This is a genomic window from Streptomyces globisporus C-1027, from assembly GCF_000261345.2.
GTDB lineage: Bacteria > Actinomycetota > Actinomycetes > Streptomycetales > Streptomycetaceae > Streptomyces > Streptomyces pakalii.
Window position 1 is genome coordinate 851524 of the sequence record NZ_CP013738.1, and the last position, 14176, is coordinate 865699.

The 14176-nt window shown below is 68.8% G+C and carries 13 protein-coding genes; 7 read left to right on the forward strand and 6 right to left on the reverse strand.

Annotated elements, in window-relative coordinates:
* Window positions 1-86 precede the first annotated feature (86 nt).
* Complete coding sequence (locus WQO_RS03570) at window positions 87-662, reverse strand: rhodanese-like domain-containing protein (protein ID WP_010056192.1); 576 nt, start codon at window positions 660-662, stop codon at window positions 87-89.
* A gap of 84 nt (window positions 663-746) precedes the next feature.
* On the opposite strand from WQO_RS03570, the gene WQO_RS03575 reads away from it, so the two are divergent.
* The gene (locus WQO_RS03575; protein WP_010056191.1) at window positions 747-1034 is read left to right on the forward strand and encodes a metal-sensitive transcriptional regulator; all 288 of its coding nucleotides are present in this window, start codon (window positions 747-749) and stop codon (window positions 1032-1034) included.
* 44 nt (window positions 1035-1078) lie between these two features.
* On the opposite strand, the gene WQO_RS03580 is transcribed toward WQO_RS03575, so the two are convergent.
* The 3 genes from WQO_RS03580 to WQO_RS03590 all read right to left on the reverse strand — a co-directional run bounded on the left by WQO_RS03580 (window position 1079) and on the right by WQO_RS03590 (window position 3614).
* On the reverse strand, window positions 1079-1822 hold the full coding sequence (locus WQO_RS03580; RefSeq protein ID WP_010056190.1) for a sulfite exporter TauE/SafE family protein: 744 nt from the start codon (window positions 1820-1822) through the stop codon (window positions 1079-1081).
* Complete coding sequence (locus tag WQO_RS03585) at window positions 1819-2184, reverse strand: rhodanese-like domain-containing protein (RefSeq protein WP_010056189.1); 366 nt, start codon at window positions 2182-2184, stop codon at window positions 1819-1821. The genes WQO_RS03580 and WQO_RS03585 overlap by 4 nt, the downstream gene beginning before the upstream one ends.
* 65 nt (window positions 2185-2249) lie before the next feature.
* Window positions 2250-3614, reverse strand: a complete 1365-nt coding sequence (locus WQO_RS03590; RefSeq protein ID WP_029181864.1) for an MBL fold metallo-hydrolase — start codon at window positions 3612-3614, stop codon at window positions 2250-2252.
* 160 nt (window positions 3615-3774) lie between these two features.
* Here WQO_RS03590 and WQO_RS03595 point away from each other — a divergent pair, with 160 nt between their 5' ends.
* Together WQO_RS03595 and WQO_RS03600 are read left to right on the forward strand one after the other, a co-directional pair.
* Entirely contained in the window at window positions 3775-4173 is a 399-nt protein-coding gene (locus WQO_RS03595; RefSeq protein WP_010056187.1) for a DUF302 domain-containing protein, read from the forward strand.
* 733 nt (window positions 4174-4906) lie between these two features.
* A complete protein-coding gene (locus tag WQO_RS03600; protein WP_010056186.1) occupies window positions 4907-5398 on the forward strand; it encodes an RNA polymerase sigma factor in 492 nt (163 codons plus the stop codon).
* Window positions 5399-5407: 9 nt separating this feature from the next.
* On the opposite strand, the gene WQO_RS03605 is transcribed toward WQO_RS03600, so the two are convergent.
* Window positions 5408-6694 carry a glycosyltransferase gene (locus WQO_RS03605; RefSeq protein ID WP_237274097.1) on the reverse strand — a complete coding sequence of 429 codons (1287 nt, stop codon included), beginning with the start codon at window positions 6692-6694 and terminating at the stop codon, window positions 5408-5410.
* A 633-nt stretch (window positions 6695-7327) separates the two neighbouring features.
* Here WQO_RS03605 and WQO_RS34740 point away from each other — a divergent pair.
* Window positions 7328-9022: a glycosyltransferase family 4 protein gene (locus WQO_RS34740; protein ID WP_158073247.1), complete on the forward strand. Its 1695-nt coding sequence runs from the start codon at window positions 7328-7330 to the stop codon at window positions 9020-9022.
* Between the two features lie 170 nt (window positions 9023-9192).
* Here the strand turns inward: WQO_RS34740 and WQO_RS03620 are convergent, their stop codons facing one another.
* A complete protein-coding gene (locus WQO_RS03620) occupies window positions 9193-9780 on the reverse strand; it encodes a lipocalin family protein (RefSeq protein WP_237274098.1) in 588 nt (195 codons plus the stop codon).
* A 583-nt stretch (window positions 9781-10363) separates the two neighbouring features.
* Between WQO_RS03620 and WQO_RS03625 the strand changes: the two genes are divergently transcribed.
* From WQO_RS03625 to WQO_RS03635, 3 genes are read left to right on the forward strand one after another with little or no spacing between them, the layout of a single operon-like run.
* Window positions 10364-11515 carry a polyprenyl synthetase family protein gene (locus WQO_RS03625; protein ID WP_010056179.1) on the forward strand — a complete coding sequence of 384 codons (1152 nt, stop codon included), beginning with the start codon at window positions 10364-10366 and terminating at the stop codon, window positions 11513-11515.
* Window positions 11512-13074: a phytoene desaturase gene (locus WQO_RS03630; protein WP_032747341.1), complete on the forward strand. Its 1563-nt coding sequence runs from the start codon at window positions 11512-11514 to the stop codon at window positions 13072-13074. The genes WQO_RS03625 and WQO_RS03630 overlap by 4 nt, the downstream gene beginning before the upstream one ends.
* Window positions 13071-14123, forward strand: coding sequence for a phytoene/squalene synthase family protein (locus tag WQO_RS03635; RefSeq protein WP_010056177.1), 1053 nt, complete (start codon window positions 13071-13073; stop codon window positions 14121-14123). Before WQO_RS03630 ends, WQO_RS03635 begins: the two co-directional genes overlap by 4 nt.
* Window positions 14124-14176: the final 53 nt, after the last annotated feature.

The following is a 14176-nucleotide window of genomic DNA, read 5'->3' on the forward strand; positions in this document are numbered from 1 at the left end:
GCATGCCCCCTCCTCGGTCAAAGCACCCACATCAATACGCAGCAACGGGTACGAGCGCATGCCGCCCCGTTCCCCGTCGTGCTCGGTCAGCGGCTGCGCAGTTCCGCCAGCGTGCGGTCGAAGTCGAGGGCGCGGGGTCGGTTGTACGGGAGCTTCGCGAGGATCGCTGCCATGCCGCAGGTGTTGGTGAGCGCGGAGAAGACCAGCCCAGCAGCGATGCCGGCCGACAGGATCTGGAAGGCCGGGTGGATGAGAACGCCGAGCAGAAGGCCGAGCAGGACGAGGGCACCGGCAGTGAGACGGACCTGGCGCTCCATGCCCCACACGGTGCGGGCCGAGCCCTGCGGACGGTGGAGTTCGTGGCCGCCGGCAGCCCAGGCTCCGGTGCCGCCGGAGAGGGTCGAGGTGGTGATGCCGTTCTCGGCGAGGATCTTGCAGGCGTTTCCGGAGCGGGCACCGGATGCGCAGACGACCAGTACGTCCTTGCGGTGTGCAGCGTCGCGGATGTCGGACAGGGCGCGCTGGATGTGGTCCAGGGGGATGTTCAGGGCCCCGGGCAGGTGACCTGCGGCGTATTCGCCTGGGGTGCGGACGTCGATGACGGTCAGTTCGTGCAGGCGGGTGCGGGCTTCACCGGTACCGAGTGCGGTGGGCGTGGTCATGGCGGGTGTCATCCTTTGCTGTCGGCGGGGCTCCCACACGGGGGGAGTATATTTACCCCTGGGGGTATGTGATGAGGAGTGATGATGGAGCTTGATCTGGCGGGCGCGGAGCTGAAAGCGGTTCTGAACCGGCTGCGCCGGGCGCAGGGGCAGATCTCCGGGGTGATCCGGATGATCGAGGAGGGGCGGGACTGCGAGGAGGTCGTGACGCAGTTGGCGGCTGCGTCCCGGGCTCTGGACCGGGCGGGTTTCGCGATCATCGCCACCGGGCTCCAGCAGTGCCTCACCGAGATGGAGGACGGCAGTCGCTCCGGCGAGGACCGGGATGAGATGCGCGCCCGGCTGGAGAAGCTGTTCCTGTCCCTGGCCTGATGAGGCCGACCGGAGCGCGGCGGTGATGGTGCTCACCGCTCGGCTCAGATGACGACGTCTATGAGCATCCAGAGCGCCACCGCCAGCAGAACGTAGGCGAAGATGCGCTGGAGGCGCTGCCCGCTAATCTTGGTGGACAGGCGTTTTCCGTCCCAGGCGCCGAGGATCGCCGCTGCGGTGAAGGGGGCGATCACTTCCCAGCGCACGGCTCCTCCAGCCCCTGTTCTGGCGGTGAGGGCGGCCAGGGAGCTGACGGTGATGACCAGGAGGCTGGTGCCCACTGCCTGCTTCATCCGCAGCCCGAGGGCGCTGACCAGGGCGGGGACGGCGAGGAACCCACCGCCGACGCCGAGGAACCCGGTGACGGCGCCGAGCCCGGCTCCGGTGGCGGCCGCTTTGGCCGGACGTATCCGCTCGGGCGGCGCCGATCCGGTGGGGCGCAGCATGCGCAGGGCGGCCAGGGCGGCGATGGCTGCGAACGCTGCGGTGAGTACGGCGGCGGGCAGGTGCCCGGAGGCGGCCCCGGCGAGGAAGGCGGGCACGATGCCCGCGAGTGCGAACGGGGCGCCGGTCTTCCAGGCGACGTTGCCGTCGCGGGCGTGGGCGTACAGGGCAGTGGCGGAAGTCGCGGTGACGATGATCAGGCTGGCGGTGGTGGCCGAGGCCGGTGAGAAACCGAGCAGGTAGATCAGCGCGGGGACCGCGAGGACGCTGCCGCCACCACCCAGGGCGCCGAGGGCCAGACCGATGACAGCCCCGGCGACGAGGGCGAGTATGAGGGTGCTCACGCTATCGAGCCGCTGTTCCCGCGCTCGTCGACGACCGGATACCCGGCGGCGGCCCACGCGTTCATGCCGCCCTCCACGTCCACCGCGTCCGCGCCCCGTTCGGCCAGGAGCTTCGCGGCCTGCTGCGAGCGGTGCCCGCTGCGACAGATCACCACCAGCGCCCGGCCCTGCGCAGTCGCGGGCAGGGCCCCAGCCGTGACCAGGCCGGTCAGCGGGGCGTGCACAGCGTTGGGGGCATGCCCGGATTTCCACTCGTCTTTCTCGCGCACGTCCAGCAGAACGGCATCGGACTGATCACCATCGGTGATGTCCTGCGCCTCGTCGACGGACAAGCGCTTTCGGCTCTTGCGGAAGAGGAACATCAGATACTCGCCTCATCTTTCGTCGGCGCCCCGTGCGGGGGCGCCCGCCTGGTGCTGGTGCCTGGTCAGCCCGTCACGACGGTCAGCCCGGCCTTCTCGGCAGCGTCGAAGCCGTCGTCCACGGCCACCACCCGCCGACCGGCGGCGTCCAACAGGGAGGCGGCGATACCAGCGCGCATTCCGCCCGCGCAGTGCACCCACACCGTCCCGTCCGGTACCTCACCGATGCGCTGGTGCACCTGGTGGATCGGGATGTGCACCGAGCCGGCTATCCAGCCTTCGGCCCGCTCGGAATCGCGGCGCACGTCCAGCACCACGACCTCGTCCAGGTCCTGACCTGCCAGCTCGGCGAAGGTGGCGCGGGCGAACGAGGCAGGACGCTCCCCTTCACGCAGCCATTGCGCCGGTCCACCGGTCGCGGCGGAGGCGGGCCGGTCGATGCCGACGCGGACCAGCTCCCGCTGGGCCGCCGCCAACTGCTCGGCACTCTCCGCGAGCAGGGTCACGGGCTTGCCCCACGGAATCATCCAGGCCAGATACGTCGCGAGCTTGCCGTCCAGCTCGAAGTTGAACGAGCCCGCGACATGCCCCTCGGCGAAGGCGATCCGGCTACGCAGGTCCACGACCCACTCCCCGGCCGCGAGCCGGGTGGCGATCTCCCGCGGATCGGCGACCGCGGGCGGAGTCATGTCGACCGGGTCGGGCCCGCCGGCGTTGGCCGGGCCCATGTGCGCGTAATAGGCGGGCACGTCCTCCAGTCCGGCGAGCAGGTCGGCGACGAACGTGTCCACGTCCACCGTCAGGGCCGCGTTCGCCGTCTTCTCCTTGCCGATCGTCGTGCTGTCGCCGTCGGCCTGCGCGGAGGAACAGAAGCTGCCGAACCCGTGGGTGGGCAGCACGGCCGTCTCGTCGGGCAGCACTTCGGCCAGGCGGTGCGCCGAGGCGTGCTGGGCACGCGCCAACTCCTCGGTCAGACGGGGCTCGACGAGATCGGGACGACCGACCGTACCGATCAGCAGGGACCCGCCGGTGAACGCGGCCACCGGCCGGCCCGCCTCCCGCAGCACGTACGCGGTGTGGTGCGGAGTGTGCCCGGGAGTCGCCATCGCCGCCAGGTCCAGGCCGGCGGTGCCGTCAATGTCGACCGTGTCCCCGTCGTGCACGGGAGTGCGGGCGAAGGAGACGTGCGCACCGGCGGGCACCAGGTAGACGGCGCCCGTGATCCGGGCCAGCTCCAGTCCGCCGGTGACGTAGTCGTTGTGGATATGGGTCTCCACCACGTGCGAGATACGGACCCCGCGCCGGGCGGCCGCTGCCAGCACCTGATCGATGTCCCGGGGCGGATCGACGGCCACCGCGGCCGCCGGACCGCCGGCGAGATAGCTGCGGTTGCCCAGACCCTCCAGCTCGATCACGTCAACGAAAAACACCGTGATGCTCCTTCCGTGCGAGAATTACCCCCCGGGGTATGCAATCCACCGTAGCACCCTTACCCCCGGGGGTATATTTCGACTCGGGTGGCAGCAGTCATCCGCACGGCAGACCGGCCGGTGCTCCGGCCGACCGCTCCCGCGAACAAGGAGGCAGGCAATGGGCTACGACCGCACCGTGAGCGTGAAGGGGACGTTCGAGCAGGTTCAGAGCGAGGTCCGTGACGCACTGGCCGAGCAGGGCTTCGGGATCCTGACGGAGATCGACGTGCAGGCCACACTGAAGGCGAAGCTCGGGCATGACATGGAGCCCTACCTGATCCTCGGCGCCTGCAACCCGCCCCTCGCACACCAGGCCCTGGAAGCCGACCGCTCGATCGGCCTGCTGCTGCCGTGCAACGTCGTCGTGCGCGCCGACGGCGACCAGGTGGTCGTGCAGGCCGTCGATCCCGGCACCATGGTCACGCTGACCGGACTCGACGCGATGGCGCCCGTGGCCCGGGAAGCCACCCTCCGCCTGGACGCCGCCCTCGCCTCCCTGAAGGGAACCGGCGCGTGAGGACCGACACCGGGAACCACGCACAGACGGAGCACTGATCTTCCACTACCAAGTGGGACTGCGCGAGCACACCCCGACCCGGCACGGCCACAACGTCCGCAGCCTCGGCGGCGGGTACTTCGCCTGCGCCGCCGGCAGCCGCCGCTGATCAACCCCAACTATGGTCAGCCGCCCCGGTCTCGCTGCGACCAGGTTGTGCAGTAGCCCCAGCAGGTGGCACCGATCACAGCAGCATCTGAAAGGCTCTGACCTACGCCGACCACACCCCCGACATCGTCCGCGTCGTGATGGCAGCACCTCAGCCAGAGCGTGTCACCCGCGCTGCGGCCAACCTCACCGCTGCGGCCGAGCCGGGGTTCACGGACGTGTACCCCGGCTCGGCCCTTGCCACTGGCAGAGAGCACATGACCGCCTCCCGGGCACTGCCGCGGACTCCGCTGAACTCGCGGGCCGGCCTCCAAGAACTCGCATCGGCTGAATGCATGGCGTCAGGCGTCTCCCTCGCACGAACGGACCGGCCGAGATGCGCCCGCCGAGCCTTCGTGGTCGCCTGACGTCACGGGCACCACTTCGCCACGGCCTCGTCCCGAGGGACCCCCTACGGCCGCCGGCAACGCGACCCCTCCCCAAATCCACCGAGCCCATCCGGAGACGGCTGGTGTCCGAGCGAACTGTTACAACCACGTCCGACTCTTGCCCGAACGCTTGCGGCGCCCCAGCTCACGGCGACACCGTGCGAGAGTCCTTCGAGAGCATCTACACCCGCTGGCATCCACAGGTGCTTCGCTGGGCCAAGCGCCGCTGCGTCGATCCGCAGGAAGCCGAGGATGTCGCGCAGCAGGTGTTCGCCGACGTCTGGCGCTACTCCGGCAGGTACTGCCCTCGCCGAGGGGAGATCGGCCCCTGGATGTACGGCATCACGGTGCACAAGGCCGCCGACGCGTCTGCCGCTGTCGCCCGCAGGTACGAGGGGTTGCGCCGTCTGATCAGGAGCCCCGTCGCCGCGAACCCTGACGTCGGCGCCGGAGCCGTCGAGCGGCTGCACATCGCATCCTTCCTGTCGGAATTGCCGGACCAAAAGCGCGAGGTGCTCCTCCTGGCCTATTACCTGGACCTGACACAGCCGGAGATTGCACGGTTTCTCGACCTGCCTTTGGGGACGGTCAAGAGTCACACCAGACGGGGGCTCAGGGCTCTCGCCCGCCGCCTCGATGAACATGCGTGAAGGTATGACTCAGGAGTCCTCAGTGATGCCGCCCATGGCCTCAATCAGCCGACTTGCCATCCAGTCCGGTCCGCGCTGTCCGACCTCCCGCGTCCAGCGCGGCAGACCAGCGGGAAGGTCCGTCAGCAGCTGCCGCACCGCGTTTCCGGCCATGCGCGGACTGAGCCGGGACGGGTCGAGACAGGTCGCGACCTCGGCCCTCTCGGCGTCGTGGGCGATCGAGAACTGATCGCTGGAGAACGGCAGGATGAGCGCTGGAGTGCCGGATGCCAGGCATTCCGTGAAGGAATTGTTCCCACCATGATGAACCATGGCGTCGGCCCGCCCGAGGAGCCACCGCTGGGGGACCACATCCGCGATGTGCACGTTCGGAGCGGAGAGATGGGCAAGCGCTGCTGCGCTTTCTCCCGCGGCGACGACAACCGCTGCCTCCGGGACCTCGAGAAGCACACCTCGTACGAGCTTTGCCAGTACGTCGTCACGAGCCGACAGGAAGGTGCCGAGAGCCACGAGTACCAACCGGCTGTGCGTCTCTCTCAGCCTGTGCACGAGACCCTCCCACGCCTCGCCGGGGCTCGGCTCCGCGGCCGGTGCGCAGTGGCCCCCGTACAAGAACCTCGTGCCGTTCCGTGGATGCTCCGGAAGCCACTCGAATCGCGGATAGTTGAACAGCACGGCATGCCGGGAGGCGAGAGCGAAGGCTCGAACAGGTGTCCGGACCGTGGGCGCGTGCGTGCGCACGACTTCCGCGAATCGTTGCGTGAACGCCACGTCGTTGGCTCTCGCCGCCCGCCGCAGCTCGGCGACACGGCCCGGGGCGGGCTGGATCGCACGCGGCCAGGCGTAGGGAACGCCGAAAAGAGTGTCCGCCGTTTGGGGAACGTACGTCGGGTGCCCTGGACAGAACGTGGCATAGCGCAGCCCGAGGCAGTGAAGCGCCAGCGTGACCGGGTAGCTCAACTGGTCGACGACGTACCAGTCCGGCGACAGCCGAGCATCCAGGGTCCGTATCCCGGCGAGCACCCCCACCGGATCCGAGAGCATGTCCTCCCCGCGGTGCCGGGACTGGGTGAGCAGTGCCGCGATCGCACCGTCCCGGGTCGAACCGAGGAATTCCTCCAGTCGCTCTGCCTCCCGCGCGCCCTGCCGGGTGCGCTGGGCGATTCCCGTGTTCGCGTTCGGGCTGACGGTCAGGGAGACGAACTCGACGCCCGCCGAACGGGCGAGCGGCGCGAAGGAGGGCGCGCTGCCGAAATACACGTCGGCACCGCAACGGGCGAGCGCGCCCGCCAACACGGACAGGGGCTGGGCGTGTGAAAGGAAGGGAGGACTGACGACCGCGACGCGGGGCCGCCGGGCGTGACGCAAGGACCTCATGCCGAGACATTCGCCCCGGGTCGATGTCACGGATGCACGGTCCCTCACTCCTCCTCACGGCCGCGAGGGAAAAAGTCTGACCTCTCTGCGGCTCGCGCATCCATTCTCTGGCTCGGCGACGAAGCACTACCAGCCGACCGTCGTCGTCGAGGAGTTCCGATGAATCGCTCGCACCCTGCCGCGACCAGCGCTGATCGCACCCCGCGAAGCTGCGCGGCGTTCGCGTCCGATCCGTTCGTGGCGGCCAGGGCGGACCACTGGCGACGGTCGACCTGTGACCCTCCAGGATGGCGCGCGCCACATCCGAACCTGCTGGCAGAACTCGTTCAGGCCGAGTACCGACCGGATGGTGGTACGGATGGTCCGCCGACGCTTGCCTCCCGCAGGGATATGGCTCTGGCCCGATTGCGTCACCGGATGCGGTCCGCGAACGTACCACCGCCGTTGGAGTGCATCCGGCTTCTCGCCGGTGGTGCCCTGACCGGGGCAGCCGTCTTCGACGCATGGCCCTATGCCGTCCGGCGCCATGGGCCGAGGAGCGCCAGCGCCGCCTTGGAGCACGGCCTGCGAAAAGCCCGCGATCCCGACTCCGTGCGGTTCCTGCTCGATCTGGCCGCATCCTCGCGCCTGCGCCCACTGACCGAGGCGCAACTGCTGGCGCTGTCGGTGGGAAGGCACCGGGCAGTGCGCCATGCCGCCTGGCGCCTTATCGCCGCCTACGACCGCATCCATCTCCTGCCCACCCGAGCAGAGCACCAGGAAGACCCCTACGAGCGGCTACTAAAAGGTGCCCTGCGCAACGTCCCTCTGCAAGGCGCCGATGCCGTGGCCCTGCCCCCCGGAATCCTCGTGGCTCAGTCCATGCTCGTCGGACAGCTGGACCGCCCGGGCGAGGGTCTCAGCGGCGGTCTCAGCGTTCTTCTGGGCTCCCTGGGAGACGCTCTGGCACAGACCGGACGTGTCGCCGGCGTAATCACCGTGGTGACCGCGAGCCGACCGGAACTGGAAGCGGATCCGGTGCTTCTGCTCCGGAGGGCGAACGGGCACTGGATCCTCAGACTTCCCGTGGACAGCCCCCGCCGCGTACGACCCGAGGAGATGGGAAGCCACCGGGAGGCGATGGCATGGTGGGCGGCCAAACTCTTCGCGATGCTGGGCAGGTCGATCGACGTGCTTCACGTCCGCTACGCCGACGACGGATCGCTTGCGGTCGCCGAAGCCGCACGCAGGGCGGGGCTGGGGCTGGTGTTCACCGCGACACCGGACCCGCACCGCCAGATCACCGAACGGCACGACGTGGCCGGTGCGGAACCCAACAGCCTCCGCCACGACCTGCACCGGGTTTTTCTCGCGGATCGGCTGATCCAGCGAGCCGACCTTGTCCTCGGAATCGCAGCCGGGGACGAGGGATCGACCGGACTGCGCTCATACTTTCCGCAACTGAGCGATTTGGCCGGGAAGGGACCGGTCCGCACGACGCCGGAGGGCATCCCTCCCTACCGGCCACCGTCGAACGAGGTTCGCCGCCGCCGGCAGCTTCTCGCCGGGATCGATGCGATCGCCCTTGCCGACCCGGCCCGCATACCAACAGTTCTGCTCAGCGTAGGCAGGTTGCACCCCGTCAAACAGCAGGATCTCCTTGTGCGTTCCTGGGTGGATTCGGGGTGCTGTGAGAAGTCGGTTCTCGTCCTTGTAGGAGGCAGCCCGCCGAAGGACGAGGACGCCGTGGAGCGTTCCATGCGCGACCGCATCGGCGAGGCCGTCGCTTCCTCCCCCGAGGCCAGGAAGCGGCTGCTCCTCCTGCCGGCCCTGTCCAATGCGGAGGTGCGCTTGCTGGAGCATTCCCTGGCGGACCCAGCGAGGCGCATTCGCGCCCGGTATGTGTGTCCGAGCGCGAAGGAAGAATTCGGTCTCGCGGTGCTCGAAGCGATGGAGGCCGGACTGATGGTTGCGGGTCCGAAGCGCGGGGGCGTGTCGCACTACCTCGTCGACGGAACGAACGGCCTCCTGCTGGACACCTCGAACTCACGCACTCTCGGCGAAGGGCTGCGTCGCCTGGTCAGCATCGACGACGAGAAAGCCGATGCAATGGCACGCCGGGCCCAGAAGCTCGTCCGCTCGACGTACTCGTCGACGGCCATGGCTCAGGCGCTGGCTGATCACTATGCGTCCGTGCCGAGAGAAGCGGATTGCGGGACGGGCGGCCATCGCCGAGCCCTTCAATCGCCCAGCCACGTCCGCTCATGACCCGCGAGCGAGCGGCGGACGCGGCAGGCGCACGCCGTCCGAGGCGATGCCACCCCGTTTCGCGGACGGCGGACCAGATGGCGGCCTCTGCCTCTACGCCGAGGGCGGATCTTGTCGGATTCCGATCCGCCCCCGGGTCGACCGTCAACGGTCAGCGGTCAGCACCGCAGTCAGCGACACAGCGAAGCCGGCCGGGCAACGCCGCCGTCCTGACGCGTGAGGCGAAGCTCGCACGGGTCGACGCCGGCATCGGTGAATGCCTCGATCGCTGCGGCCGATGCCTCGGACCCCAAGGCCGGTGTCCGGGACAGGAGGAACCCTGCGGACCGCTCCTCGTTGGTCACGGCTGCCCAGGAGTAGTCAGGGGCCAGCCCCACCACCACGTAGTTGGCATTTTTGCCGTGGACGAAGCCGCCGCCGGGCCTGGGTGCGAAAGAGACGTTGAGGCGCGTGTTGGACTCGTCCAGCGACCGTGCCGCGCCGTTCACCTCGCTGGTGGACCCCCACCACGTGGTGCAGGAGTTCCGGACAGCGACGCCCCCATCCGACTGCGGGGTGTACTCGGCCCGCACATTCTTCTTGCACTGAATCTCGAACAGCTGGGGCACTGCCGCAATTTGGTACCAGGTACCGGCATACCGGCCGAGATCGACCCGGCTGACCTGCTGCGAGTCGGCGGCACTTACGCCGGCGGCGCCGGCCAGCGCCAGAGCGGTGCTGACAGCAACAGCCGCGGCGCGTCGGATCAAAGCAGTCACGATCACTCCTTGCTCGGTGGTCTACAGCACTGTGTGTTCAGCGCTGGAGGTCTGTTTGGATGCATCCCCGACCTCATCGCCGCGACGCCAGACGTCCTCCCCGACCCACTCGCCGACGATCTCCGTGTTACTGTTTCAACGATTGAGAATTTAGCGAGACGAACTAATTTGATTTTGGGTGAAGGGCTTGGCAGCGCGGCGTCCCCCCTACCGCTCGAATGGCGGCGCCTCACCGCCGCGGGGAAGATCGTTCCCGAGGGCCATGAAGACTGCACACCGGCTCCGTCGGGGCTCGCTCGTACTCCGGCCGATGCAGCGTCAGTCCTTAGTCCCCTGGTGAGCAACTACCCCCATAAGAGGTGAAGGCATGTCACACCACCGTGCTGTGCGGGCTCCAGCCTCCCCGTACGCAACTCACCACGGCCACGCCCAAGAAGTGCGAGCAAAGGAGGCGTTTCACTCCGCCCCGCAGGACGCTCAAAGTGAGCATGAGAAGGAAGGCCACGCCACGGAAGCCGAGGGCCATCCCGACAGGCCGTCAGCCGACTTCGGCCCAGACCCTGACTCCGACACGGCGAGAGCCGTGGAGCACGTGCTGGACGTTTACACCGGGCAGCGCGTACGCGACGCCCGGACAGTCGACCCGTTGTTCGCGCGAGAGGTCGCTGAACGAGTGCGGCTCTTCGCGTTGCGCGGCGGCAAACGCATGCGGGCACGATTCGCCTGGTGGGGCTGGCGTGCGGGTGGCGGCTCCCCCACCGGGAAGGACGCCGAGTCCGCCCTCCGGCTCGGAGCCGCTCTGGAGTTGATCCAGACCTGCGCGCTCATCCACGACGACGTGATGGACGGGTCGTCCCTGCGGCGCGGATCGCCGGCACTCCACGTCGAGTTCGCCGACAACCACGTACGGTCCGGCATGCGGGGAGACCACAATGCTCACGGGCGGGCAGCGGCGATCCTGGCCGGCGACCTGGCCCTGGCCTGGGCGGACGACCTTGTCGCCGACATCCTGACCGGATCAGCGAACCGTGAAGACGTCCAGAGGTTGTGGCGTGCAATGCGCGGTGAGATGGTCGCAGGCCAATATCTGGACATGCGCGCCCAAGCGGACGGCTCATCCACCACGGATCGGGCTTTGCGCATCGCCTGTCTGAAAACGGCTCTCTACACGGTCGAACGGCCCCTGGCTCTCGGCGCGGCACTCGCCGGAGCCGACGGCCGGACGACGTCCGCTCTGTGCTCCGCGGGGCGCAGCGCCGGTATCGCCTTTCAGCTGTACGACGACCTGCTGAGCGTGTTCGGCGACTCGTCGGTTACCGGAAAGCCATCTGGGGAGGACATTCGCGCCGGGAAACTCACGTACCTGACCGCGGTGGCGCGGACGTTGTCGGAAGAGGCCGGGGACGCCGCCGCTCGGCACGTGCTGAACCGATCACTGGGCGATTCCTCTCTATCCGGTGCCGGGCTGGACGAGCTGCGCCGAACCCTGGAGCACACGGGGGCTCGCAGGGCGACAGAGGTGGAGATCGATCGCCTCGTGTCGGACAGTCAGGAACATCTGTTGAGGGCCGCGCTGTCCGCGCCTGTGCACGGGCGGCTCTCCGCTCTGATCGGGTCAGTCGTCGGAATGCCCCTCGCCTACCTGGCCCCTGACGGCGACGTGGTCGGACAGCGGCCCTCCAGCACCTGCCGCGAGACAACGAAAGCTCCCTCACCAGGAAAGGGAATCAGGTGAAATCAGTACCGGGACCGACGGATCATGTGGTCGTCGTCGGAGCAGGTCTGGCAGGTCTTTCCGCGACGCTGCATCTTCTTGGTGCCCAGCGTCGTGTCACGGTGATCGAACGCGAGGCGTCGCCGGGCGGACGCGCAGGACGCTTCGACATGGGCGGGTTCCGCGTCGACAGCGGACCCACCGTGATGACCATGCCCGAGATCGCCGACGAAGCCTTCGCCGCCGTCGGCGACCGCTTGGCCGACCAGGTCGAGCTGCTGGAGCTACATCCCGCCTACCGGGCGCAATTCGCAGACGGAGCCCAACTGGATGTGCACACCTCCGCAGATGCCATGGAAGAGGAGATCCGCCGTTTCGCGGGCGACCGTGAGGCAGCAGGATACCGACGTCTGCGATCCTGGCTCACCGACTTGTACGCCGCGCAGATGCGGCGCTTCATCGATACCAACTTCGACTCACCCCTGCAATTGATGCACCCCGACCTGGCACGGTTGGCGCGTCTACGCGCCTTCGGACGGTTGGATCCCCAGATCGGTCGTTTCCTCTCGGACGAGCGCCTGCGACGGGTGTTCTCCTTCCAGGCCCTGTACGCGGGCGTGGCCCCCGAACGTGCACTGGCCGCCTATGCGGTGATCGCCTACATGGACACCGTGGCGGGCGTGTACTTCCCTCGCGGCGGGATGCACGCACTCCCTCGCGGCATGGCCGAATCGGCTGCGCGGGCGGGAGCGGATTTCCGCTGGAGTACCGAGGTCGAGCGCCTCGAACACAGCGGCAGCCGGATCACCGCCGTGGTGACGGCGCAAGGTGAGCGCATCCCGTGCGACGCCGTGGTCCTCACCCCGGATCTTCCCGTCGTCTACCGGCTGCTGGAGCGAGCTCCCCGACGAGCGGTGAAGCTTCAGCATTCTCCGTCCGCCGTGATCCTGCACGCCGGCACGGACCGGACCTGGCCTCAGCTGGCCCACCACACCATTTCCTTCGGCGCGGCCTGGAAGACCACCTTCCGGGAGCTGACCGTCGACGGGCGCGTGATGAGCGACCCCTCGCTCCTGATCACCCGGCCCACGACGCACGACTCCTCGCTGGCTCCCGAGGGCAAACACCTCCACTACATCCTGGCTCCGTGCCCCAACACGGACATCGGCCCCGGGGTGAGCGAGTGGCAGGACCTGTCGCCGCGGTACCGCGACAGCCTCGTCACCGAGCTGGAACGCCGTGGCCTGGACAACCTCGGCGCGTCGATCGAGGAAGAGTGCCTCGTCACTCCGGCCGACTGGACGGCCCAGGGGCATGTGGCGGGTACACCGTTCTCGGCCGCACACACCTTCGCCCAGACCGGCCCCTTCCGGCCACGCAACCTGCTGCGCGGAATCGACAACGCGGTCATCGCGGGCTGCGGCACCACCCCCGGCGTCGGCGTGCCCACCGTGCTGATCTCCGGCAAACTCGCAGCGTCCCGCGTCACCGGGCGTACCGGCACACCACGCGGGACGTCCGCGGCTCGACGCAGCGGCCCTCCCGCCCGGACAGCCTCCACCAAGGCTGTGAACTCATGACGCGACGAGAGCTCGACGCCGCCGGCATCGATGAGCCCGCACTGCGCGCGGCGTACACGCACTGCCGGCGACTCAACGCGCGGTACGGCAAGACCTACTTCCTCGCCACTCGTCTGCTGCCCGTCTCCCGCAGGCCCGCCGTTCACGCCCTGTACGGGTTCGCCCGCTGGGCCGACGACATCGTGGACGATCTCAGCGGCAACGCCACGCGAGCCCAGCGTGACAGGGCCCTGCACACGCTGCGGGACCGCCTGGACACCGGTCTGCGCACCGGTAGGAGCGAGGAACCGGTGGTTCAGGCACTCGTTCACACAGCCGTGCGGTACGACATCGACCACAGCTACTTCGTCGACTTCATGGCCTCGATGCTGAGCGACCTCGACGTCACCGACTACCCCACGTACGAGCATCTCGCCAGGTACATGCACGGCTCGGCCGCGGTGATCGGTCTGCAGATGCTGCCGGTGCTCGGGACCGTGACGCCCATGGAGGAGGCAGCGCCGCATGCGGCGGCCCTGGGTGTCGCTTTCCAACTCACCAACTTTCTCCGAGATGTCGGCGAGGATCTCGACCGGGGGCGGGTCTACCTGCCGGCCGACCTTCTGTCAGCCCACGGGGTGGACCGCGAACTTCTGCTGTGGAGCCGCAGAAGCGGACGGGACGACCCACGGATCCGGGCGGCCGTCCTGGACGTCGTGGCACTGACACAAGACGTCTACCGGCAGGCGGAACCGGGGCTGGACATGCTCGATCCGGTCACTCGGCCCTGCATGCGAACGGCGTTCACGCTCTACCGCGACATCCTGGGAGCGATCGAGGCGGACGGCTTCCAGGTCGTACACCGCCGTTCGGTGGTGCCGCGGCGACGCAGGGCTGCGGTCGCCCTCGCGGGGGCGATCCGGATGGCAACGGCCCGACGCGCGGGCGGCGGCCATCCGCGGGGCCTGCGCGACACTGCCCCGGACGCCCCGGGAGGAGAGCCGTTCCTTCACCGGCAGTCTGCACTGCGGCAGGAGAAGGAGCTGCCTCGGCTACCGCCTCACCCGTGACCTTCGGGGTTCGGTCCGACGCGAAGGGGAAACCGGCCTCGCGGGCTATGTAC

Bases quoted from the DNA above. Each gene is read 5' to 3' on its own strand.
- WQO_RS03570 (WP_010056192.1), bottom strand. From the start codon at position 662: ATGACCACGCCCACCGCACTCGGTACCGGTGAAGCCCGCACCCGCCTG.
- WQO_RS03575 (WP_010056191.1), top strand. From the start codon at position 747: ATGGAGCTTGATCTGGCGGGCGCGGAGCTGAAAGCGGTTCTGAACCGG.
- WQO_RS03585 (WP_010056189.1), bottom strand. From the start codon at position 2,184: ATGTTCCTCTTCCGCAAGAGCCGAAAGCGCTTGTCCGTCGACGAGGCG.
- WQO_RS03595 (WP_010056187.1), top strand. From the start codon at position 3,775: ATGGGCTACGACCGCACCGTGAGCGTGAAGGGGACGTTCGAGCAGGTT.
- WQO_RS03635 (WP_010056177.1), top strand. From the start codon at position 13,071: ATGACGCGACGAGAGCTCGACGCCGCCGGCATCGATGAGCCCGCACTG.